The sequence below is a fragment of the Falsochrobactrum ovis genome, assembly GCF_003259955.1.
In the GTDB taxonomy this organism is placed as follows: Bacteria; Pseudomonadota; Alphaproteobacteria; order Rhizobiales; family Rhizobiaceae; genus Brucella; species Brucella ovis_A.
The window spans coordinates 319187-341108 of record NZ_QLMK01000002.1; the positions used below are offsets into that span (position 1 = coordinate 319187).

Genomic DNA, 21922 nt, shown 5'->3' on the forward strand with positions numbered 1-21922 from the left:
GACCTCACTCAAATTCCATGATGAGTTCATCGACCGCGAGACTTGCCCCAGATTTGGCGACAACGCGTTTGATGGTTGCTCGGCGCTCGGCGCGCAATACATTTTCCATTTTCATGGCTTCGACAGTTGCCAAAGGTTGGCCCATCTCGACAGTATCACCATCTTTGACCAAAATAGATGTAATAACGCCCGGCATAGGGCAAAGCAGCATATTAGACGTGTCTGGCGGTAATTTCTTAGGCATTAGCTTCGCAAGCTCGGCGATGCGAGGTTTACGCACATGCGCTATGACGTCTAATCCCCGCCACCGAAGCCGCCAGCCCGTACCAGCGGGCGCTATTTTTACCGTTATCGGCTTGCCGTCCACGGTGAATGATGCAAGCTGGCGGCCCGGATGCCAATCGCTTGCGATAGGTAGCGCGCGATCTGAGGCGAAATTGATAATAGTACCGCCTTCACCTTCCTTTATTTTTAGGGGCAAGCTGTAATCTGCCAAACTGACGACCCAGTCATTGGGCACAGCAGGCGGCTGGGGTAAAAGCTGACCAGAGATCTGAACGTTACGCCGCTGCACTATGTGATTAATTTGCGCTGAAACTGCCGCCAGCACATGGGCATCCTCTTCGGATACGGTAACCCCAGAAAATCCTTTGGGATATTCTTCCTCAATGAATGCTGTCGTGATTTCGCCAGACCGGAAACGCGGGTGGTCAATCACAGCCGAAAGAAATGGCAGGTTATGGCTAATGCCTTCAACTTCAAAAGCGTCTAGGGCGTCAGCCATCGCATTAATCGCGCTGGTGCGGTCTTCTCCCCATGTGCAGAGCTTTGCAATCATGGGATCATAATACATCGAAATTTCACCGCCTTCGAACACGCCAGTGTCGTTACGAACGATGGTGCCATTATCGCGATGATCTTCGACCGGTGGACGATAGCGTGTCAGACGACCAATGGAAGGTAGGAAATTGCGATAGGGGTCTTCCGCATATAGGCGGCTTTCAATGGCCCAGCCGTTGAGCTTAATATCGGTTTGCGCGAAGCGGAGCTTTTCGCCAGCTGCTACGCGGATCATCTCCTCAACCACATCAATCCCGGTAATAAGCTCGGTCACCGGATGTTCGACTTGTAAACGCGTATTCATTTCGAGGAAATAGAAATTGCGATTTCCATCGACGATGAATTCGACTGTTCCGGCAGAAAAATATCCGACAGCTTTTGCTAGAGCTACAGCCTGAGGCCCCATCGCTTCGCGAGTTTCTTCGTTGAGAAAGGGCGATGGTGCCTCTTCGATCACTTTCTGATTTCGGCGTTGGATGGAGCATTCACGTTCGCCAAGGTAAACGACGTTACCGTGCTGATCGCCTAGAACCTGAATTTCAATATGTCGTGGCTGCGTAACAAATTTCTCAATGAAAATCCGATCGTCGCCGAAAGAAGATTTAGCTTCACTACGCGATAATTGGAAACCTTCGCGAGCTTCCTCGTCGTTCCAAGCAATCCGCATACCCTTACCGCCGCCACCGGCAGACGCTTTGATCATGACCGGATAGCCGATGGAATTTGAAATTTTTACGGCCTCTTCTGCGTCCTTAATCAGCCCCATATGGCCGGGGACCGTGGACACACCAGCTTCTGCCGCGAGTTTCTTGGAGGTAATCTTATCGCCCATTGCTTGGATAGCGTTGGCAGGCGGGCCGATGAAAGTAACATTGGCTGCTTGAAGCGCTTCAGAAAATAGCGGGTTCTCTGACAAGAAACCATAACCGGGATGAACCGCATCTGCTCCGGTTTTTTTGATGGCGTCTATTATTTTTTCGATGACGATATAGGATTGGTTCGATGGTGCTGGTCCGATATGGACAGCCTCGTCGGCCATTTTAACGTGAAGCGCATTACGATCGGCGTCGGAATAGACGGCTACGGTTGCAATGCCCATTTTCTTTGCCGTTTTGATGATCCGGCAGGCAATTTCGCCGCGATTGGCGATAAGAATTTTCTTAATCATGGATGGCTACTCGCAGTCTCGGATCACAAGGGAATGGTGTCGTGTTTCTTCCAGGGGGTCGCCAGTTGCTTGTTGCGCAGGCTGGCAAAAGCTCGGGCAATACGCCGCCGCGACGAATGCGGTATGATCACTTCATCGATAAAGCCCCGCTCGGCCGCGACGAATGGATTTGCGAACCGTTCCTCATATTCCTTGGTACGGGCGGCGATTTTATCAGGATCGTCAAGTTCCGAACGATAGAGAATTTCGGTTGCGCCTTTGGCGCCCATCACGGCAATCTCGGCAGTGGGCCAAGCATAGTTGATGTCGGCACCAATATGTTTTGAAGCCATCACGTCATAGGCTCCGCCATAGGCCTTACGCGTGATCAGCGTGACCATCGGTACCGTCGCTTGGGAATAAGCAAAGAGCAATTTCGCGCCGTGTTTAATGACACCACCATATTCCTGTACCGTGCCGGGGAGGAAGCCGGGCACGTCCACAAGTGTCAGTATCGGTATATTGAATGCATCGCAGAAGCGAACAAAACGGGCCGCTTTACGCGAGGAATCGATGTCTAAGCAACCGGCTAACACCATTGGCTGGTTGGCAACGACGCCTATCGTCTGGCCATCCATGCGGATGAAGCCGGTGATAATATTTTTGGCGAATGCTTCTTGAATTTCAAAGAAATCACCTTCATCGGCCAGAGCTACGATAAGTTCCTTCATGTCATAAGGTGTCGTGGCACTGTCAGGAATCAGCGTATCAAGCCGCATTTCAAGGCGTGATGGGTCATCGAAAACCGGGCGTAAAGGCGGTTTTTCGCGATTGTTCAGCGGAAGGAAGTCAAAAAGAATCCGAACTTGCTCGAGTGCTTCGATGTCGTTTTCATAAGCGCCATCAGCAACAGAGGATTTTTGCGTGTGGGTGCGGGCGCCGCCCAGTTCTTCCGCAGTGACAATTTCATTGGTGACGGTTTTTACAACATCAGGTCCGGTCACGAACATGTAGGAACTGTCGCGCACCATAAAAATGAAGTCGGTCATAGCAGGCGAATAGACCGCACCGCCCGCGCAGGGCCCCATGATGACCGAAATTTGTGGCACGACACCAGAGGCGTCGACATTGCGTTTGAACACCTCGGCATAGCCTGCAAGAGAAGCAACGCCTTCCTGAATGCGTGCGCCGCCAGAGTCGTTAAGCCCGATAACGGGAGCGCCATTTTTCATCGCCATGTCCATGATCTTGCAGATCTTTTGGGCATGAGTTTCAGAAAGAGAACCGCCAAGAACTGTGAAATCCTGACTAAAGACATAGACTTGACGACCGTTGATCGTGCCCCAGCCAGTCACGACGCCATCGCCCGCTACTTTTTGATTCTCCATGCCGAAATCGGTACAGCGATGCGTCACATACATATCGAACTCTTCAAATGAGTTCTCGTCGAGAAGCACTTCCAGTCTCTCGCGGGCGGTAAGCTTGCCCTTTTTGTGCTGGGTATCAATCCGGCGCTGACCACCCCCTAGACGCGCTTCCGCACGACGGGTTTCAAGCTGTTCTAGATGTTGCATTCTACGCCTCTGGGAGAATTAAATGACAGGTAGTTCTTGTTAGAGCCAGTATGCCGCATTCGAAAGACTTGAAAAGGTGTAAAAGGGTAATTTATAAAGTTGCAAACTGTTAAATGCAAAGTTGCAAATATGGCCCCGAGAAAACTCTATATTGGTCGAAAAATTCGAGAATTACGCGAACAGCACGGGGCAACCCAGGCGGCCTTTGCAGATCGGCTAGGTATTTCAAACAGTTATCTCAATCAGATTGAGAACAACCAGCGTCCGGTTTCCGCTGCTGTTCTTCTTGCGCTGGCGGAAAACTATCAAATTGATATTGGGTCGATTTCGTTGGGTGACGATAGCCGGCTGTTATCGGCAGTAACGGAAGCTTTGGCTGACCCGGTTTTTGATAATTACAAGCCAAGTTTGCAAGAATTGAAGCTCATTACCCAAAATGCGCCGGGGCTTGCGCATGCGCTGGTCGCTTGTCACCAAGCATATAGACGCAATAGCGAACAGCTTGCGAGCCTTGATCAGCAACTTGGTAGGGTGTCAACGGTTACGGACCCATCGCCTTATGAGGAAGTGCGGGACTTTTTTCATTTCATAGATAATTATGTGCATGAGCTTGATATTGCTGCTGAAAAGCTTGCCCATTTTCTCGATATTCCCAGCCGAGATACCGGACAGGCATTGGTGCAATATATAGAGGAAGAACATCATGTGCGGGTTGCACGTGCGGCACCGGACGAAGCGATCCTGAGACGGTTTGATCCAGAAACGCGTGTCCTATACGTCAATCCATATTCATCAGCTTCTACGCGTAATTTTCAGATCGCTTTTCAAATTGCCGAGCTTGAAATGGAGGATGTGGTTGATTCTCTGGTTAAACGGGCCGATTTTCGCTCAATAGAGGCGGTCGAAATCTGCAAAATAGGTTTGCGAAACTATTTTGCTGGCGCTCTCATTATGCCTTATCAGCTGTTTCTCATGGCAGCCAAAGAATTACGCCATGATCTGGAATTGCTAGTCTCGCGTTTTGGAGCCAGTCTTGAGCAGGTGGCGCATCGGTTGAGTACTTTGCAACGTTCCGGACATCGCGGCGTGCCGGTATTTTTTGCCCGCATTGATCGTGCAGGGAATATTACCAAGCGACATAGCGCGGCTAAGTTACAGTTTGCACGGTTTGGTGCAGCTTGTCCGTTGTGGAACGTGCATCAAGCATTTGAGACGCCAAATCGTATCATCAGACAATTGGCTGAAACGCCTGATGGTGCGCGTTATCTTTGTGTGGCGACCGAACTGACCAAAAGCGAAGGCGGCTTTAATGCGCTTTCTCGACGCTATGCAATTTCGCTGGGATGTGAAATCGCTTATGCAAAAGATTTTGTTTACGCGGATGGGCTTGATATCACGTCTCGTTCAGCATTTGAGCCTATCGGCGTGTCTTGTCGCATTTGCGAAAGAGCCGATTGTGTTCAACGCGCGGTTCCTCCGCTTAAAAGCAGGCTTGCAGTCAACCATGACCGCCGCGGAATTCTGCCTTATCAGATTTTATAGGCGTTCGGGCTTGCTCAGAAACCCGCATGATGTTTTAAAAACTCAATTTCTTCGGGCGTTGATTCTCTGCCTAAAACTTGATTGCGGTGCGGAAAGCGGTTGAAACGTTCGATTATTTCAAGGTGCTGGCGGGCAAAATCCAATGAGAGCGGGTCTGCAAGTTTCTCATAGAGTTCGACGCTCCGCCTTTGATCAGCGAGGTTTTCGCTGTGCATGAGTGGAAGATAGAGAAACTGCCTTTGCTCCGCCGTTAACTGTTGGTCAAAATCGTGATCAAGTGCTTGAATAGCTATGTCCCGCGCTAATCCGTCGCTTTCAAATGCACGCGGCGATCTACGAAACATATTACGTGGAAACTGGTCAAATATGATCGTTAGAGCGAGGGCGCTTTCCGCTTGCTGCTTCCAGCGTTCCATTTTGTCGTTGCGCGCGTCTTCATAGGCTAAGAGGAATTTTTCTCTTATTTGCGTGTCAATCGCTTCATTTTTTTCAAACCAGTTCGCTCTCATCGGAGCGGAAAACCAGAAATCGAGCACGTCTTTTGGTTGGATGGCCATTTGGACTCTCCGATCACGGTTGCTGTTCTTCATGGACGGGAGGCGGGCAGGGAGCTTCGCCTTTTAAATTCCGAGACATGCACTCAAAGCGGTCAAAACCTTTGCCGACATCCATTGCAGCCTTGCCGGCTCCGCATCCAGAGAGGATTGCTAGAGAAATCAGTATAGCACCCTTTTTCATACGGACCCTTTCATGTGCGACGGCTCATATGAACAATAGTTGGTGAGGGGCAATGCAGCAATAGCGCTGTGACCGGCGTTAGCCTCGACCACGATAGTTTGGCACAGCTTGATCTGGAATCCACACGCCCTGGGGGGCCACGTCTGTTTGGTAAAATATATCAATTGGAATGCCTCCGCGCGGATACCAATATCCTCCGATGCGAAGCCAATGAGGTTGAAGAAAATTCACCAGCGTTTTTCCAATTGAGACGGTGCAGTCTTCATGGAAGGAGCCGTGATTGCGGAAAGAAAACAGAAAAAGTTTGAGGGATTTGCTCTCAATGAGCCATTCAGCGGGAACATAATCGATTACCAAATGGGCAAAATCCGGCTGTCCGGTCATCGGGCACAGGGTGGTGAATTCTGGAGCAGTGAAGCGCACGCAATAAAGCGTGTCGAGTTGCGAGTTTGCGACCCGCTCAAGTTTAGCTTGGTCTGGGGACAAGGGAATAGGGGTATTGCTGCCCAGTTGAATAAGATCAGAATATTTAGATTTATCAGACATTACCATGCCCCTGTTAAAGTCGTGTCACAGCCATTTAATAGATTTCGACCGCTGGTCGTTTCCAATGGCTGACGGACTAACAGGCTTAGCTGGGCAGGTAAAGGCCATAAAAACTCGCGCCAATAGGCGCGAATTTTTTCTAAATTTTTTCTTTTTTAACGACGGTCCGAAAGAGCACTACCAATCGCTATTCCGATCAAAATTCCGATAATTCCTGCGGTGCCAAATAAGGTCGTCGCCGTACCAGGGTTTTCTTTGACTGTTTCGGCTACGGCCTGTCCTCGCTCACGCATGGTTTGGGCCACGTTTACAATTCGACCATGCGCATCTTCAATCATATTTTCCGCATTATGCCGGAATTCACCCGAATGAGAGGCCAGTGATTGGGTAAGGCGATGAAGTTCGCTGCGCAGATCGGCAACTTGTTGTTCGAGTGCGCGCTGAATTTCATTGGCGGTCTTGTTTTCGGCCATATTCTATCTCCATGCAAAATACGATATAAACTAAATGCGTTGGAATGAATTTTGTTCCACCGCTATTCAGCATTGGTTTTATCGCGAAATAATCCGATAGTGCGCGCAGCATGGGCTGATAATACGCCTGTGAGTGCGCCGACCGATTTTACCACGAAATCGATAAACTCTCCGTGTCGACCGGGTGCGAGTTTTTGTAAAAGTTCGAACAATCCAGCAGAACCGACCGTCAAAATTATTACCGTTAGCCACTGGCGCGGATATGCAAGCGAGAAAGCCGCGCCGACTACGAAAAACGCAAGGAAACGTTCTAAATTAGCGGAATTCGCCACGCTGGGCCGAAATTGAATGGGGCTTAGCGTAACAGCTAGAATGACCAGCAAACAAAACCAGGCAAAAATTCGCAAAAAGCGGGTCATGCGAATGCTTTCTATTCGGGGTGAGAATGGTGGGCGGGTTCAGATTTATCAGTACGGGGATCACCGCACCGTTTATACATCAAATCAGTCAGTTTGGTTTTCAATCCATTGCCGAAAACCAGATCATAATGCGCGATAGCGTCCACGCCCATACACCATTTCACATTTTCAGTTGAAAGCGCATAATGAGTTTCTAGGAAAGTAAGGGTATATTCAATACCTTCTTTGCAATCATCCGTTGTGCAGAAGTTGCCTTCTGTGGCCAATTTATGCAGTGAGTTTTCGCCAAGCTTGATGATCAATCGCTCGAAGAAAAACGGCGTAATACCCGCGAGCGCTATAATAATAAGTCCAATGAGAGTGAATTTTATAGATGATCGCATGGCCGTTATCATTATCTAGGTTATCGATTCATAACGCATAAGCCACATGTTCAAAGCAAGTGTTAAATTCGTACCCCTGTGTTTTCGCTGAGCTGACTCTCGGTGTTTTTGGTGAACTAGGCTGGCGAGCTGGATTGACTTTTACGTAATAGTAGACGCATTACATTCTTCTTGAATTGTGAGACTATTACCGTGGTACGCGAATATTATACGATCACCGAGCTAACGCGGGAATTTGGGATATCGACCCGGACGCTGCGTTTTTATGAGGATGAAGGTCTGATCTCACCGGTCCGGCGGGGGCGTACGCGGCTGTTTCGCCCTTCGGATCGTCATCTGCTGAAACAAATTTTGCGGGGCAAGCGGCTTGGCTTCTCCATCGCGGAAATTCGTGAACTTATTCAAATGTATCGCGAGCCTCCGGGTGAGAGCGGACAATTGAAGCTTCTGATGAAGCGGCTTGAAGAAAAACGCGCAGATCTCCGCCAAAAAATTCGTGACATCGATAAAACGCTTGCTGAGCTAGATCAGGTCGAAGAAGCTTGTATCGAACGATTGGCGGAGCTTGGCGTTAACACCTAATCATTCGGCTGTTGGCGAGCAGAAATTAACTATTCCCTGCACTTCGTCGTCGGTATTAGCATCTGATTTTCCGCTAAAGACGTCGTCAAATAATTGCGCTTTATCGAGTTTGCTCACCACGCAAGAACAGAAATTCTGACAAAGTGCTTCGCTGCCATCGGACAGACAAGCTGAAACGCATGAATGCGTAAATAACTGCCGGGGTGTTTGCGGGGGCCATAGCTGAGAGACTGCAAACAGAAGAGCGAGCAGAACCGGTTGATGAATAAGATAAAATGCTAAGCTGTGACGTCCAATATAAATCAGCGACCTTTGTGGAAATTTCGTTTGTTTCTTGCTAACGAGCAGGGGGAGCCAGTTAAATTTCTCGGCCAATTGGGCCGTGGCAATGCCGATCAATACAGCTCCAAACCATGGAAACAGCGGCACATAATCGTTTGAACGGATTGGCACCGTAGATAGTCCCACCCATGCAAGCCATATATGGTTGAAAACCTCGGCGCGAGCGTAAAGCGGAGCACAAATCACCAGTGCCGCAATAATAAGCGTCAAAAAAGCGGGAAGCCTCAAAAACAAAAGGCCGAGGACACTGGCCAGGGCAATTTGGTGCAAAATGCCAAAAAAGATGAAGCTTTCTGGCGATATGAACCACGTCAGAAGCGAAATGGCTGCCGCGGCAGTGCAGATTTGCAGCAGGCGTTTGCCCATGGCCTTCCATCGGATACCGTGTCCGTGGGCGAGCACGAGGCTGAATCCGACAAGGAATAGAAAGCTTGAAGCGATACCGCGGGCAAAGAGTTTCCACCCGCCATGAGAGGTCGTTCCGGGCGCTAAAAAGCCGAAAAATTCTAAATCCCAGGCGAAATGATAAATTGCCATCGCAATGAGAGCCACGCCGCGCGCGATGTCGACCCACTCCAATCGCTGCCGATGAGATGCCACCGGTTTAGTTTCGGCAATATTCTGCATTGTGTTTCCCATTCAGCTATTTGCCCGATCCGCGTAATATCTCATCACCTTGTAAGGGTTAACAAATGATCCGCTGGTCGTACTCTTAATCGTCGCTCTCTTACTATCCGCATACTTACTCGTCGCATTCTTATCCAAGAGAGTGGTAGGACTATAGTGTATGGTTCTACCGGATTCGCCTTCGGATCATCGACACAATTTATTTCGAGGTTTAGGTTGTTCTTCAGCTCGTCGAAAATTTTCTGGCTCGCCTTTCAGCCTTTATCGGTCATTTTTTTGCTCATATTGATCGCGGTTGTTCTGATTTGGTTTAATCAGCGCAAGTCTGGCTTGGTAGCATTGGGCAGCGCGTGTCTGATCCTTTTCATTGGTGCTTATACAACAACAGGCTCTTTGCTGCTCATTCCGCTAGAGGAGCGGTTTCCCAAGCAACCATTATTATCTGATCGTGTGAACGGGATAATATTGCTCGGAGGGTATCTCAATGGGGACATCAATGCAGGGAGGCCGGGCTTTGAATTGAACAGTGCTGCCGATCGACTATTCGAAACCATACGCCTGGCACGGCTTTATCCTGATGCCAAAATTATCGTTTCTGGCGGTGATGGCGGATTTTTTGAGCGATCAATACCTGACGCTCAGAGCACACAAGAAATAATTTCTGAATTCGGGCTTGCGGAGAAGAGATTCATTTTTGAAAATGAATCGCGCAATACAGCCGAGAATGCCATCTTTTCCCAGCGCTTGGCAGACCCGCAACAAGGCGAAATTTGGTTGCTTGTTACTTCGGCCTACCACATGCCACGGGCAGTCGGGTCTTTTCGTCGGGCCGGTTTTGATGTGGTTGCTTGGCCGGTAGATTATAAAACACCTGCCGTGGAAAAATTTGCGCTTTATTTGTCATCGCCCAATGATGCGCTATCCCGGTTAACCGTTGCTATGCGAGAGTGGGTTGGATTGCTCGCCTATTGGTTGACAGGTAAAACAGATATGTTTTTTCCGCAGCCCTGATATCTCATTTTGCTATATCTACATATATTAAACTTTGAAGATATCTATATAAGTGATTGGTTTTAGACAAGTTTTTATCTCTATAAGGATTTTTGAAATTGATTTGATGTTTAGAAATAAATTTCAATGATTGATATGCTGGTCGGGTTTGGCTATGTGGCGATTTCAGAATAGCAGTTAGGTTGATCAATTTTTCATGGACTATAGTGTACAAAAGTCTTGTTGGGGTGTCACACTCCGCGCAGTCATTGCTTTATTTACCCTTATTGTTCTTGCCTATCTTTTCATGAGATAATCGCGATAGCGATTGCGCAAAGCGGAACATTTATGCCGCGTTTGGGCGCTCTGCTTGTATTATAGTGCGCATAAACTATTTTATAGGTGCAGCTACGCAAGCAAGGCGCATAATGGCAGCTTTAAAGCGCGCATGCGAAGCTCAGCAACCTTGACCGTGCTCATTTTATAGGCTGGAGAAGGTGTTGAATGTTTCTGTCAGTTTTCGATCTTTATAAGATTGGTATCGGACCTTCCAGCTCTCACACAATGGGGCCAATGACGGCTGCCAATATGTTTCTTGAGGAACTGATCCGCGGGGATTGGCCTAAACCAGCCAATGCCAAAGTTCATCGCCTTAGGGTTCGCTTACATGGCTCACTGGCGTTTACTGGCGTCGGCCATGCCACAGATCGCGCTGTCATTCTGGGTCTTTGTGGCTTTAAACCAGATTCGATTGATCCAGACATAATGGACGATGAAGTTGCAAAAGTTGCGCACTCGCAGCAGCTTCAACCGCCGGGCCACCCGATCTATCATTTTGATCCCAAGGTCGATCTTATTTTAGATCGCAAAACCCCATTACCGGGTCACGCAAATGGTATGGCGTTTGAAGCCTATGATCGGGACGACCAATTATTGTTGCGCCGGGCCTATTTTTCAATTGGCGGCGGATTTGTTGTTACTGAAGAAGAATTAAACCGCATTCACTCTAGCGGTAAAAAGCAGGACGATAAGCTTCAGGCCGTTCCATATCCCTTTAGCACCGCTGTCGAAATGTTAGAGATGGCGCAGGCTTCGGGGCTTTCCATCGCTGAGATGAAGCGGGCGAATGAACTGTGTCATATGGGCGAAGCAGAGCTTGATGAAAAGCTTGATCAGATCTGGGGGGCTATGCATTCATGCATTGAGCGCGGGCTTAGTTGTGACGGCATCATGCCGGGTGGGCTGAATATTCGTCGTCGCGCACGTGATTTATATAATAAATTGCAAGAAGATTGGCGCAACAATCGCACCAATCCTTTATTGGCCAATGATTGGCTATCGGTTTACGCCATGGCTGTGAACGAGGAAAACGCTTCCGGCGGCCGGGTGGTCACAGCGCCAACCAATGGCGCTGCCGGAGTGGTGCCCGCGGTTTTGCGTTATTATCTTCATTTTCACGAAGAAGCTGATGAAAGAAGCGTCCGCGATTTTCTGCTGACCTCTGCTGCGATTGGTGGAATTATCAAGCATAATGCTTCAATCTCCGGAGCAGAAGTGGGATGTCAGGGTGAAGTAGGTTCAGCCTCTGCTATGGCGGCAGCGGGGCTGGCTGCGGTTCTGGGTGGCAATGCAGAGCAGATTGAAAATGCTGCCGAGATAGCGTTGGAACATCATTTGGGAATGACTTGCGATCCAGTGGGCGGGCTGGTGCAGGTTCCTTGTATTGAACGCAATGCTTTTGGTGCAGTTAAAGCAGTCACTGCCGCGTCGCTGGCAATGAAAGGCGATGGGAAACATTTCGTGCCGCTTGATGCGTGCATTGAAACCATGCGCCAGACTGGCCATGATATGAATGAGCGCTACAAGGAAACCAGTCAAGGCGGGCTTGCAGTCAATGTGGTCGCGTGCTGATCCATCCGTCAATTAGTTTAATTAAGGTGCGGGCTTGATGAAATGCGCAGCCTTGGCTAAATGCGTTCCATGGCACTACACCTCGTAAAACTTTGCGTCGGCTGTGACAGCATAGAAGATCTCGCAGCTTGGATTGATTTTCGGTTCGCCGAACAGCGAGCAGCTGGCCTTATTCCAGAACAGTTTCACACAACCCGTATGGTACCGAAAAGGGTAGATGAGCTTCTTGATGGAGGCTCACTTTATTGGGTCATTAAGGGGAAAGTGCAGTGTCGCCAAAAATTGCTGGATATTCGCCCATTTACCGATGAGCAGGGGATTGGACGGTGCCATTTTGTTTTGGAACCCCGCATTATTCCAACACAATGGCAGCCAAGGCGGGCTTTTCAGGGTTGGCGTTACTTAGCTGAAGATCAAGCGCCTGCCGACGAAATATCGGGTCAATCGGGGCAGGCGCTGCCAGCGGAGTTGCGGCAAGAGCTGGCCGAATTGGGCTTGCTTTAAGGTATGAAAAGTCGAGTGATCTTAATCGGCATAGGATCGCCATGATCAAGCGCTTTGGTTTTTTGAATTTTTGGAAAGAGATCATTCATGCAACTGAAGATGCATGAATGCAGTTCGAAGCTGAGTTTTTGCAAATTTGATAGCGCAAATCCGCACATTTAAAATTGCAGATGAGCTGAGCTGATCGACCTGAAATAATCCTGCAATAATATTGCTGTTTTCAGTTTTTGATCGTGACCTTTACCGTCACCTTATCGGACCTAACCGGAAGGCACATACGCATCATTGCACGGGGTTGCACCATGCGTCGATTACGTGCCGCGTGACAGGCCAGTAGTCCAACCAGCTCACGCGTTTGCAGTGATTTCCCACGACGAATTTCTGATATACGAAGCGCTGCTTGCTTGAGGGTTTGAATGAATAAAAACGATCCAGGCGTTAGCCGGTCGCATTCGGGCGACGGAGAACCGGAAGCTAAGGGGCGCATGCTCGATTTTTCGTTCATATTCAACATCTCGAAACCCTCACAACGCTGTACAAATCTGGGTTTTAAGTGGTCGCTAAAGGAAAGCTCCTTTAGCGATTAGTTGGCGATGGCGTAACAACCGATGCTCTTTTTCTTGAGCACAGCACACGCGTCCCAGGCTGCCTGCTTGGAGTTGAAGCCGACAAAACGCGCGCGGTAGAATGTCGAGTTACCTTTCTGGAAGGTTTCCGTATAAGGCGATACCGCTCTAAGAGAATTGCCAGCCGAAGCAGAAACTTTTACCAGCATTTCGCGGGCTTGTTTTTCACTTGGCAGTGAACCCACCTGGATTGCCCAACCGCCCGAAACCGGTGCAGAAGCCGTGGTTACTGGATCGATCTCATCGGAAGGCGGCGTCGAAGCGATGCGAGCCTTGGGCGTTGGACGGATTACGTCCTCAACTGCCAGCGCTGCTGGGCGCGGGGTAGGCGCTGCAAGGGCAAGAAGCTTTGGTTCTTCCACATCTCCCTCGCCAGTTTCATTATTGATAACCTCTTCAATAGCGACGATCTGGCGAGCGACCGGAATAGGCGCATCTTTGGCTGCGGGAAGTCCAACTGAGGCCACAAGCTGTGGAGCGTCATTGCGCATGGCGATCAGAGCCTGTGAGCTACGATTGCGGCTGGCTGCTGGCAGATATTTGCGGATCAATTCACGCATATGTGCATCGCGGCTGGCGCCCGTATTGCCACCCATGACGACGGCGACGATGCTGCGGCCATCGAGCTGGACGGAAGAAGCAAGATTATAGCCAGAAGCATTGGTGTAACCGGTCTTAATGCCATCTACACCTTGGACACGGCCAAGCAACCGGTTATGCCCTCGGATTGTTTGACCGCGAAATACGAAACTACTACGCGAGAAATATGAATATTCACGCGGAAAATGCTGGCGCAGTGCTAGGCTGAGAATAGCCATATCGCGCGCAGTCGTTTGCTGTTGCATATTAGGCAAGCCAGATGCGTTGCGGAAAGTCGTGCTGCGCATCCCTAGACGACGGGCTTTGTCGGTCATCATCTGGGCAAAACGTGTTTCAGACCCACCCAAATATTCACCAACAGCGGCAGCCACGTCATTGGCTGATTTGGTGATCAGAGCCAGAATCGCATCTTCGGCACGAATTTTTTGACCAGGACGAAAGCCGATTTTCGTCGGTGGCCGCGCCGCAGCATAGGCGGAGACAGGAATCATTGTGTCTTTGGTCATCCGGCCTGCCTTCATGGCTTCAAACATCATGTAGACAGTCATCATCTTGGTAAGGGAAGCCGGATAGCGTTTTGCATCTGCTTTGGACGCGAACAGGGTTTTACCCGTGTTTGCATCGACGACGATTGCTGCATAACGTTCATTCGCCGCCGCCGGTACTGTGGTGGAGGCCGTTGAACAACCTGTTACAACGGCAAGAAGCAGAACGGCTTGCGCCGCTCTTTTCAACACTTTCGTGGTGTTACTAAATGCATTAAGCACGATGATAACCTGCCTGTATCCCGGTTTTTTTAAACTGCGGCGCAAAAGGCACACAGCAATCTAATTCCGGGACCTTAATGTCATCAGCGTTACCAATCCGTTTATGGATACCAATTTATTCATAATTTCTGCAAAAATTCTCGCAGAATATTGTGATGTGGCTCCATGGCCGCAAACAATAAGGCGACAAATGCAGATGTCAGGTTGCATGTAATGTGGAAGGGCTTAAAATCGCCTAAAGCTGTCCTACATAATGATGGACAGGCCAGAGAGATTGGCATTTCGGGTGAAGGGTTCGATGAAGCAATTCGATCTAATTATGCAGGGTAAGACCGTTAATGGTTCCGGTGCGGACAGCGGGACCGTTATTGTTACCCGAACTCAACCTAAAACCAAGAAACCAAGTCTTTATCGGGTGCTGTTACTCAATGACGATTATACGCCAATGGAATTTGTCATACATGTCTTACAGCGGTTCTTTCAAAAGAACCTTGAAGACGCCACCCGCATTATGTTGCATGTACACAATCATGGTGTCGGTGAGTGCGGTGTCTTTACTTATGAGGTCGCTGAGACCAAAGTAAGCCAAGTCATGGATTTTGCCCGCCAGAACCAGCATCCATTACAATGCGTGATGGAGAAAAAGTGAGGTAACATGCCATCGTTTTCCCCCAGCCTTGAAAGGGCATTGCATCAGGCCCTCACAATTGCAAACGAGCGGCACCATGAATATGCCACGCTCGAACATTTATTGCTTGCGCTGATCGATGATCAAGAAGCCAGCGCAGTGATGCGAGCCTGCAATGTCGACCTTGAGCATCTACGGCGCATTGTAACGGATTATATTGACCGTGAACTTGATAATCTGATCACGGGCTATGACGAAGATTCAAAACCCACCGCTGCATTCCAACGAGTGATTCAGCGCGCAGTAATTCATGTGCAGTCGTCAAATCGTGAAGAAGTGACGGGTGCTAATGTATTGGTCGCGATTTTTGCTGAGCGGGAAAGCCATGCTGCCTATTTCCTGCAAGAGCAGCAGATGACCCGTTATGACGCGGTGAATTATATATCACATGGTATTTCAAAACGCGGGCAAAACAGTGAGCCTCGTACACCGCGCGGCACTGAAAACGTGAATGAAGAGCGAAGCAGTGTTGATGCAGATGAAACCACCAAGAAGAAGCAGGATGCGCTCACTGCCTATTGCGTCAATCTTAATGAGAAGGCTAAAGCCGGTCGAATTGATCCGCTCATAGGTCGTGAAAGTGAAATCAGCCGAACTATCCAGGTTTTGTGCCGACGCTCCAAAAACAACCCGCTCTATGTGGGGGATCCTGGTGTCGGTAAAACCGCGATTGCCGAAGGGCTAGCAAAACGTATCGTCGAAGGGCAGGTGCCAAAGGCGCTGGCTGATGCGACGATATTTTCGCTCGATATGGGTACGCTCCTTGCTGGAACGCGTTATCGTGGGGATTTTGAAGAGAGGCTGAAACAAGTTGTAAAAGAGCTTGAGGATTATCCTGGGGCTGTCCTTTTTATTGATGAAATCCATACGGTGATTGGGGCAGGGGCCACTTCCGGTGGCGCGATGGATGCATCGAACTTGCTTAAGCCTGCTTTGTCTTCTGGCGCAATTCGTTGCATTGGGTCGACGACTTACAAGGAATATCGCCAATTTTTCGAAAAGGATCGTGCGCTGGTTCGCAGGTTCCAGAAAATTGACGTCAATGAGCCGTCTATCCCCGATGCGATTGAAATCATGAAGGGGCTTAAACCCTATTTCGAGGAGTTCCATAAGGTCAAATATACGGGCGATGCCATCAAGTCGGCGGTAGAGCTTTCGGCTCGATATATTTCTGATCGGAAACTGCCAGATAAAGCAATTGACGTCATTGATGAGACCGGCGCCAGCCAGATGCTTTTGCCAGAAAGCAAACGAAAAAAGACGATTGGCGTCAAGGAAATCGAGGCTACCATTGCTACGATGGCTCGTATTCCGCCTAAATCCGTCTCAAAAGATGACGAGCAGGTGCTTGCACATCTTGAATCGGAGCTCAAACGGGTCGTCTATGGTCAAGATTTGGCGATTGAAGCACTATCGGCTTCGATCAAGCTAGCCCGGGCTGGCTTGCGTGAGCCAGATAAGCCGATCGGGTCCTATCTGTTTTCGGGGCCGACAGGCGTTGGTAAAACGGAAGTTGCCAAACAGCTTGCAGCGTCACTCGGTGTGGAACTGCTTCGCTTTGATATGTCCGAATATATGGAGCGTCATACCGTATCGAGGCTGATCGGTGCGCCTCCGGGCTATGTCGGGTTTGATCAGGGTGGTCTTTTGACTGATGGTGTTGATCAGCATCCGCATTGCGTGTTGCTTCTGGACGAGATCGAAAAAGCCCATCCAGATTTGTTCAATATTTTGTTGCAGGTCATGGATCACGGTGCGCTGACAGATCATAACGGAAAGAAGATAGACTTCCGCAATGTGATTCTGATCATGACGACCAATGCTGGCGCAGCGGACATGGCAAAGGCTGCGATTGGATTTGGTTCGACTCGGCGTGAGGGTGACGATATGGAGGCCATCAATCGTCTATTTACGCCGGAATTCAGGAACCGTCTTGATGCAATTGTGCCCTTTGGTCCATTGCCGGTGCCTGTAATTCATCAGGTGGTGCAAAAATTTGTGCTTCAACTTGAAGCCCAGCTTGCGGAGCGTGGTGTAACTTTTGAATTGACCGAGGCGGCTATCGCGTGGCTGGCAGATAAGGGGTATGACGAAAGAATGGGTGCACGTCCGTTGGCCCGTGTCATCCAAGAATATATTAAGAAGCCTCTGGCGGAAGAAGTTCTGTTTGGAAACCTGAAACATGGCGGCACTGTTCGTGTTGACGTCAAGGTAGACTCCGATGGCAAGTCGGGTCTGTCTCTTGAAGCTGTAGCGGATAAGCCGGTAAAACCTAAAAAGGATATCCCTGCGGAAAAGAAGATGCCTCGAAAGAAAACCGCTGTGAAAAAGGCGGAGAAAGATAAGGTTCTGGCTGGAACAGACGATCTGGCGGCGCAAGAAACTAAGTCCTCACGCAACGCCACTTCGCCAAAATCTTCGGTTCCGAAAGTTCCGCGTTCGAAATAAACATGATCTTGGCCCCCAATATGGGGGCCTTTTCGTAATTGAGCTCAAAAATAGTGAGATCGGTCTACAAACTGGTTTCTTGTTTTTGAGGACATGCTTATCGTCGCCCTATGTCAATGAGTCGCCCATCACTTTTGCCTTTTCAGTCGGAAGCAGACAGCCAGCTTCGGTGGTTCTTCCGTGGCACGGGTCGCATCTTTAGCGTTCCGTCCATCTTGTTGATGAGTTCATTTGTCGGCTTTGCGGGGTTAGCAATTCAAAGCGGTATTACGCTTGCTCAGGCGGTCTTCATGACAATCACCATTTGGGCATTGCCAGCCAAAGTGGTGCTTATTGGTGCGATCAGCGCCAATGCGGCGCTCCCCGCAATTATTCTTGCGGTTGGTTTGTCGTCGGTTCGCCTGACGCCAATGGTTGTAGCGTTGCTGCCAGAATTGAAGGGGCCGAATACTCGCAAACTTACTTTGGCGATATTGAGCCATTTTGTGGCTGTGACAGCTTGGGTCATGGCCATGGAAGAGTTCCGCAATGTCCCTCGAAGAATGCGAACAAGCTATTTTGCTGGCATCGGAACCATTTTAATCTGTTTTAATTCTCTTGTCGTGGTGGCAGTCTATCTCATTTCGGCGACCTTCCCGCCGATAATGTTCGCCGCTCTTTTCATGTTGACGCCAATGTATTTCCTTACTTCATTATGGCGCTCGGCCAGAGAACGGGCGGGGCAGCTAGCAATGATCTGCGGCATTCTCCTGCTTCCGGTTTTTCATTATTTTGCTCCCGGATACGATTTATTGTTAACTGGCTGCGTCGGAGGATTGATCGCCTTTGGTTTCCACCGAGCTCAACTCCGGCGAGGAAGTAAAGCGGCGTGACTTGGACAGCTTATTCAGAATGGTGGTGGCCATTCATTTTCATCCTGATTGCTGGCGCGCTGCCGACTTATTTCTTTCGACTTATGGGCGTTTTGATCGGCGGGCGTGTAAGCGAAGATTCTCAGCTATTGGTGCTGGTGCGTTGCGTCGCCACGGCGCTGGTCGCTGGCGTGATCGCCCAACTTATTCTTTACCCAAATGGCGAGTTGGCCAATTCGCCGATCTGGTTGCGGGTGGGGTCAGCTTTAGTGGGGTTTGCGGCATTCGTAATTGCCGGCAAGCGGTTATTGGTCGGTATTTTGGTGGCGGAAGCCCTGCTGGTTTTAGGGCTTCTGCTTTTATAAAAGTCTTTATATTTCAGATAGATGCTTTGATTTTTTCAGCATTTGCTGCAAGTGTTTCAGCGTCTTCCATCTGTCCCGTATGCGGTTTTAATGCAATGCCATCAAAGCGGGGAATAACATGGAAGTGAAGGTGGTAAACCGTCTGGCCTGCTGCAGGCTCATTAAATTGCATAATGGTAACGCCATCAGCAGAAAATGCTTTTTTAACGGCAATGGCGATTTGCTGCACGGCTTTTATGGTTTCGGCCAAAACCTGCGGGTCAGCATCCAAAAGATTACGCGAGGCAGCTTTGGGGACAACCAATGTATGGCCGGGGCCTTGTGGCATAAGATCCATGAATGCGATGACATGTTCGTTTTCTAAAACGCGGGTAGAGGGTACCTCGCCACGGAGAATTTTGGCGAAGATATTGTCATTATCATAAGTAGCAGGCATCTGATTCTCTCCAGTATTCGATAGTTCAATGAGAAAGCATCGTACGCGGCGGTTCAAGTGGGGGCTTATGCTTTGCGATATGGAGAGTGATCTTTAAGGGCCTCGTGCACCATTTGAGTTTGATTGCGTTCATAGTGGAGGTAATCACTAACCGCTTTGCGAAACCCCTCATGTGCAATGTAATGCACGGAGTGGGTGGTTACGGGCAAATAGCCACGAGCCAATTTGTGCTCGCCCTGCGCGCCTGCTTCGACGACTTGGAGTTTATGCTCAATCGCAAAGTCGATCGCCTGATGATAGCATATTTCAAAATGCAAATAGGGATGATCTTCGATACAGCCCCAATGCCGACCGAATAATCTATCCGCACCAATAAAGTTAATGGCACCCGCGATATAGCGTCCATTCCGGCGAGCCATGATGAGCAGGATATCCTCGGCCATTGTCTCGCCGATCAGGGAGAAAAACTTTCGGTTGAGATAGGGAGTTCCCCATTTGCGACTTCCCGTGTCCATATAGAATTCAAAAAACTGATCCCAGATGGTTTCAGTGAGATCGCGGCCAGAGAGCCAATCAACTTCAATCCCTTCTGAAAGCGCTGTTTTCCTTTCTTTTTTTAGGGCTTTTCGTTTTCTCGACGAAAGTTCGTTTAAAAAATCAGAATATTGCAAAAAGCCTTTGTTTATAAAGTGAAATTGTTGGTCTGTCCTGTGAAGAAAACCAGCCTTTTTTAGCGTATCAATTTCTGACTCCAGGGGGAAAGTTACATGCGCTGATGATATGCCTGTTTGGTCTGTGAGTTGCCGTAAGCCTGCCGCGAGCGCCATTTGCACTGCCTCGGCATCGTAATCCTGATGATATAAAAGACGAGGGCCGGTGGCTGGCGTAAAGGGGACTGCGGCCTGAAACTTTGGATAATATTGCCCGCCTGCACGTTCAAAAGCGTCAGCCCAGCCGTGATCGAAAACATATTCGCCTTGGCTGTGTCCTTTCAGATAATTTGGAACTGCGCCTATTAAATTTCCATCTTCGTTTTCAAGGCGCAGATGTCGCGGGAGCCAGCCAGTTTTGGGTGATACTGAGCCGGATCGTTCTAGAGCGGAGAGAAATTCCTGAGTGATGAATGGATTAAAAGAAGAAGTGCCGCGAGACGTACCATGAAGAGAGTTCCATTCCTCATTGGTAAAATCGTCGATACTCTCGACGATGCGAAGCACGAAGTCCTGTTCGCTCTGACTATGGTTGATACCCACTGCAATCCCTTTGCCGCTTAATGCATGATTTTGCGGCTTGGACATGTCGCCGTCAAGCGGCGAAAGTCCTAGGATCAAATCCTTCAAATGTGATTTGGTCTACATTCTGATCACTGTGCTTCTTCATTTCCCGGTCTAAGACCGTCCAACTGATGGTGGGCATTTGGAGTTTATTTCGGACAAAACGAATAAACGGGTTTGGCAAATGATGGACATTGTAGGAAACAAAGGAAATGCCGTGGGCGAGCATAGCGAAATGCGCCTCAAGATCCTGCATCCGTGTACCTTCGGCCGTTAAACCAGCGGGGATCCCCTCGGCGTCAGTTCTGAAACGCCGAATAAGACGATGGTCAAAAGACATGATGGCTGCGAGGCCTTTATAGGTTTCGAGCTGAGCTGCGACAGCAGCGACCAATCCGTCGTCGCGCCCTGCAACCCCTTTCAGCTCGATGACGACCGGGACCCTTCCGGCAACCAGATCTAGCATTTGACGAAGGGTCGGGATGCGATCCTGAGTTTCGCCAATTGTTAAGGCGGTGGCTTCCGTAACCGTTAGCTCACTGATCTGGCCTTTTCGGTTGGCAAGTCGATCAAGCTCATCATCGTGAAATACGACAACGCCGCCATCGCGTGTCAGGTGGACATCACATTCAATAGTAAAGCCCGCTTGTGCGGCGGCCTCAAAGGCTGGAAGTGTGTTCTCCCAGCATTTGTTGTTAAGATCATGCAAGCCCCGATGGGCAATTGGCTGTGCAGTAAGCCAGTCGATCGACCGCATATTATGCAACCTCAATAATCGCTTCGACTTCCACGGAAGCATTCAGCGGGAGGCTAGCAACACCCACTGCCGAGCGGGCATGTTTGCCACTTTCTCCCAATATATCAACTAAAATGTCCGAAGCTCCATTGGCCACAAGATGTTGTTCAATAAAATTGGCTGTGGAGGATACAAATACTGTGATTTTTATAATGCGTTTGATTTTATTGAGGTCGCCTAACGCAGCTTTGGCTTGTGCAAGCACGTTAATTGCGCAGGCGCGTGCTGCGGCTTGACCATCCGCAACTGAGAGTTTGTCGCCAATCTGGCCGGAACTAAGTAACTTACCGTCTACAAGCGGTAACTGGCCCGATGTTAGCAGTAACGTGCCGCTTTGGGCATAAGGGAGGTAATTTGCAGCCGGTGCAGCCGCTTCCGGCAAAGATATACCCAGTCTTTCAAGGCGGTTTTCGATCGTATCTGTCATATCGTTAATCCTTGTTTGTAAATGGG

General features: G+C 49.3%; 23 protein-coding genes. 9 read left to right on the forward strand and 14 right to left on the reverse strand.

Features of this window, described 5'->3' with window-relative positions; genetic code table 11:
• Positions 1–4 precede the first annotated feature (4 nt).
• Together accC and C7374_RS05220 are read right to left on the reverse strand one after the other, a co-directional pair.
• Positions 5–2008 (reverse strand): acetyl-CoA carboxylase biotin carboxylase subunit, encoded by a 2004-nt coding sequence (gene accC / locus C7374_RS05215; RefSeq protein WP_111574543.1) that lies wholly within the window; start codon positions 2006–2008, stop codon positions 5–7.
• Positions 2009–2031: 23 nt separating this feature from the next.
• The gene (locus C7374_RS05220) at positions 2032–3561 is read right to left on the reverse strand and encodes an acyl-CoA carboxylase subunit beta (RefSeq protein ID WP_111574544.1); all 1530 of its coding nucleotides are present in this window, start codon (positions 3559–3561) and stop codon (positions 2032–2034) included.
• 129 nt (positions 3562–3690) lie between these two features.
• Between C7374_RS05220 and C7374_RS05225 the strand changes: the two genes are divergently transcribed.
• Complete coding sequence (locus C7374_RS05225) at positions 3691–5103, forward strand: helix-turn-helix domain-containing protein (RefSeq protein WP_111574545.1); 1413 nt, start codon at positions 3691–3693, stop codon at positions 5101–5103.
• 14 nt (positions 5104–5117) lie between these two features.
• Here C7374_RS05225 and C7374_RS05230 read toward each other — a convergent pair whose 3' ends face one another.
• The 5 genes from C7374_RS05230 to C7374_RS05250 form a co-directional block, all read right to left on the reverse strand.
• On the reverse strand, positions 5118–5660 hold the full coding sequence (locus C7374_RS05230) for a DUF924 family protein (protein ID WP_111574546.1): 543 nt from the start codon (positions 5658–5660) through the stop codon (positions 5118–5120).
• 259 nt (positions 5661–5919) lie between these two features.
• Positions 5920–6387: a preQ(1) synthase gene (gene queF, locus C7374_RS05235; protein WP_111574547.1), complete on the reverse strand. Its 468-nt coding sequence runs from the start codon at positions 6385–6387 to the stop codon at positions 5920–5922.
• A gap of 155 nt (positions 6388–6542) precedes the next feature.
• Positions 6543–6860 (reverse strand): hypothetical protein, encoded by a 318-nt coding sequence (locus C7374_RS05240; protein ID WP_111574548.1) that lies wholly within the window; start codon positions 6858–6860, stop codon positions 6543–6545.
• A gap of 62 nt (positions 6861–6922) precedes the next feature.
• Positions 6923–7279 carry a VanZ family protein gene (locus C7374_RS05245; RefSeq protein ID WP_111574549.1) on the reverse strand — a complete coding sequence of 119 codons (357 nt, stop codon included), beginning with the start codon at positions 7277–7279 and terminating at the stop codon, positions 6923–6925.
• Positions 7280–7290: 11 nt separating this feature from the next.
• Positions 7291–7662, reverse strand: coding sequence for a hypothetical protein (locus C7374_RS05250; RefSeq protein WP_111574550.1), 372 nt, complete (start codon positions 7660–7662; stop codon positions 7291–7293).
• Positions 7663–7854: 192 nt separating this feature from the next.
• On the opposite strand from C7374_RS05250, the gene C7374_RS05255 reads away from it, so the two are divergent.
• Entirely contained in the window at positions 7855–8244 is a 390-nt protein-coding gene (locus tag C7374_RS05255; RefSeq protein ID WP_111574551.1) for a MerR family transcriptional regulator, read from the forward strand.
• Here C7374_RS05255 and C7374_RS05260 read toward each other — a convergent pair whose 3' ends face one another.
• Complete coding sequence (locus C7374_RS05260; protein WP_111574649.1) at positions 8245–9213, reverse strand: heparan-alpha-glucosaminide N-acetyltransferase; 969 nt, start codon at positions 9211–9213, stop codon at positions 8245–8247.
• A gap of 216 nt (positions 9214–9429) precedes the next feature.
• Between C7374_RS05260 and C7374_RS05265 the strand changes: the two genes are divergently transcribed.
• The 3 genes from C7374_RS05265 (at position 9430) to C7374_RS05275 (ending at position 12618) form a co-directional block, all read left to right on the forward strand.
• Positions 9430–10224, forward strand: a complete 795-nt coding sequence (locus C7374_RS05265; protein ID WP_111574552.1) for a YdcF family protein — start codon at positions 9430–9432, stop codon at positions 10222–10224.
• Between the two features lie 483 nt (positions 10225–10707).
• Positions 10708–12114 carry an L-serine ammonia-lyase gene (locus tag C7374_RS05270; RefSeq protein ID WP_111574553.1) on the forward strand — a complete coding sequence of 469 codons (1407 nt, stop codon included), beginning with the start codon at positions 10708–10710 and terminating at the stop codon, positions 12112–12114.
• Between the two features lie 69 nt (positions 12115–12183).
• The gene (locus tag C7374_RS05275) at positions 12184–12618 is read left to right on the forward strand and encodes a DUF1489 family protein (protein ID WP_111574554.1); all 435 of its coding nucleotides are present in this window, start codon (positions 12184–12186) and stop codon (positions 12616–12618) included.
• Between the two features lie 220 nt (positions 12619–12838).
• Here the strand turns inward: C7374_RS05275 and C7374_RS05280 are convergent, their stop codons facing one another.
• Positions 12839–13123 (reverse strand): hypothetical protein, encoded by a 285-nt coding sequence (locus C7374_RS05280; protein WP_374850171.1) that lies wholly within the window; start codon positions 13121–13123, stop codon positions 12839–12841.
• Between the two features lie 78 nt (positions 13124–13201).
• The gene (locus C7374_RS05285) at positions 13202–14611 is read right to left on the reverse strand and encodes a D-alanyl-D-alanine carboxypeptidase (RefSeq protein WP_245412584.1); all 1410 of its coding nucleotides are present in this window, start codon (positions 14609–14611) and stop codon (positions 13202–13204) included.
• A 298-nt stretch (positions 14612–14909) separates the two neighbouring features.
• On the opposite strand from C7374_RS05285, the gene clpS reads away from it, so the two are divergent.
• The 4 genes from clpS (at position 14910) to C7374_RS05305 (ending at position 18963) form a co-directional block, all read left to right on the forward strand.
• Complete coding sequence (gene clpS / locus C7374_RS05290; RefSeq protein WP_111574651.1) at positions 14910–15260, forward strand: ATP-dependent Clp protease adapter ClpS; 351 nt, start codon at positions 14910–14912, stop codon at positions 15258–15260.
• 6 nt (positions 15261–15266) lie between these two features.
• Positions 15267–17747, forward strand: coding sequence for an ATP-dependent Clp protease ATP-binding subunit ClpA (gene clpA, locus C7374_RS05295; RefSeq protein ID WP_111574556.1), 2481 nt, complete (start codon positions 15267–15269; stop codon positions 17745–17747).
• A gap of 116 nt (positions 17748–17863) precedes the next feature.
• Positions 17864–18619, forward strand: a complete 756-nt coding sequence (locus tag C7374_RS05300; RefSeq protein WP_245412585.1) for an AzlC family ABC transporter permease — start codon at positions 17864–17866, stop codon at positions 18617–18619.
• A complete protein-coding gene (locus C7374_RS05305) occupies positions 18616–18963 on the forward strand; it encodes an AzlD domain-containing protein (RefSeq protein WP_111574557.1) in 348 nt (115 codons plus the stop codon). Before C7374_RS05300 ends, C7374_RS05305 begins: the two co-directional genes overlap by 4 nt.
• A gap of 13 nt (positions 18964–18976) precedes the next feature.
• On the opposite strand, the gene C7374_RS05310 is transcribed toward C7374_RS05305, so the two are convergent.
• From C7374_RS05310 to C7374_RS05325, 4 genes are all read right to left on the reverse strand, one after another.
• Positions 18977–19399, reverse strand: coding sequence for an HIT family protein (locus tag C7374_RS05310; protein WP_111574558.1), 423 nt, complete (start codon positions 19397–19399; stop codon positions 18977–18979).
• A gap of 65 nt (positions 19400–19464) precedes the next feature.
• The gene (locus C7374_RS05315) at positions 19465–20697 is read right to left on the reverse strand and encodes a GNAT family N-acetyltransferase (protein ID WP_111574559.1); all 1233 of its coding nucleotides are present in this window, start codon (positions 20695–20697) and stop codon (positions 19465–19467) included.
• Between the two features lie 7 nt (positions 20698–20704).
• Positions 20705–21430, reverse strand: coding sequence for a glycerophosphodiester phosphodiesterase (locus C7374_RS05320; protein WP_111574560.1), 726 nt, complete (start codon positions 21428–21430; stop codon positions 20705–20707).
• Between the two features lies 1 nt (position 21431).
• Positions 21432–21896 carry a RidA family protein gene (locus C7374_RS05325; protein WP_111574561.1) on the reverse strand — a complete coding sequence of 155 codons (465 nt, stop codon included), beginning with the start codon at positions 21894–21896 and terminating at the stop codon, positions 21432–21434.
• Positions 21897–21922: the final 26 nt, after the last annotated feature.

Coding starts and splice junctions, on each gene's coding strand:
- accC (WP_111574543.1), bottom strand. CDS start 2,008: ATGATTAAGAAAATTCTTATCGCCAATCGCGGCGAAATTGCCTGCCGG.
- C7374_RS05220 (WP_111574544.1), bottom strand. CDS start 3,561: ATGCAACATCTAGAACAGCTTGAAACCCGTCGTGCGGAAGCGCGTCTA.
- C7374_RS05225 (WP_111574545.1), top strand. CDS start 3,691: ATGGCCCCGAGAAAACTCTATATTGGTCGAAAAATTCGAGAATTACGC.
- C7374_RS05230 (WP_111574546.1), bottom strand. CDS start 5,660: ATGGCCATCCAACCAAAAGACGTGCTCGATTTCTGGTTTTCCGCTCCG.
- queF (WP_111574547.1), bottom strand. CDS start 6,387: ATGTCTGATAAATCTAAATATTCTGATCTTATTCAACTGGGCAGCAAT.
- C7374_RS05240 (WP_111574548.1), bottom strand. CDS start 6,860: ATGGCCGAAAACAAGACCGCCAATGAAATTCAGCGCGCACTCGAACAA.
- C7374_RS05245 (WP_111574549.1), bottom strand. CDS start 7,279: ATGACCCGCTTTTTGCGAATTTTTGCCTGGTTTTGTTTGCTGGTCATT.
- C7374_RS05250 (WP_111574550.1), bottom strand. CDS start 7,662: ATGCGATCATCTATAAAATTCACTCTCATTGGACTTATTATTATAGCG.
- C7374_RS05260 (WP_111574649.1), bottom strand. CDS start 9,213: ATGCAGAATATTGCCGAAACTAAACCGGTGGCATCTCATCGGCAGCGA.
- C7374_RS05270 (WP_111574553.1), top strand. CDS start 10,708: ATGTTTCTGTCAGTTTTCGATCTTTATAAGATTGGTATCGGACCTTCC.
- C7374_RS05275 (WP_111574554.1), top strand. CDS start 12,184: ATGGCACTACACCTCGTAAAACTTTGCGTCGGCTGTGACAGCATAGAA.
- C7374_RS05280 (WP_374850171.1), bottom strand. CDS start 13,123: ATGAACGAAAAATCGAGCATGCGCCCCTTAGCTTCCGGTTCTCCGTCG.
- clpS (WP_111574651.1), top strand. CDS start 14,910: ATGAAGCAATTCGATCTAATTATGCAGGGTAAGACCGTTAATGGTTCC.
- clpA (WP_111574556.1), top strand. CDS start 15,267: ATGCCATCGTTTTCCCCCAGCCTTGAAAGGGCATTGCATCAGGCCCTC.
- C7374_RS05300 (WP_245412585.1), top strand. CDS start 17,864: ATGAGTCGCCCATCACTTTTGCCTTTTCAGTCGGAAGCAGACAGCCAG.
- C7374_RS05310 (WP_111574558.1), bottom strand. CDS start 19,399: ATGCCTGCTACTTATGATAATGACAATATCTTCGCCAAAATTCTCCGT.
- C7374_RS05315 (WP_111574559.1), bottom strand. CDS start 20,697: ATGTCCAAGCCGCAAAATCATGCATTAAGCGGCAAAGGGATTGCAGTG.
- C7374_RS05320 (WP_111574560.1), bottom strand. CDS start 21,430: ATGCGGTCGATCGACTGGCTTACTGCACAGCCAATTGCCCATCGGGGC.
- C7374_RS05325 (WP_111574561.1), bottom strand. CDS start 21,896: ATGACAGATACGATCGAAAACCGCCTTGAAAGACTGGGTATATCTTTG.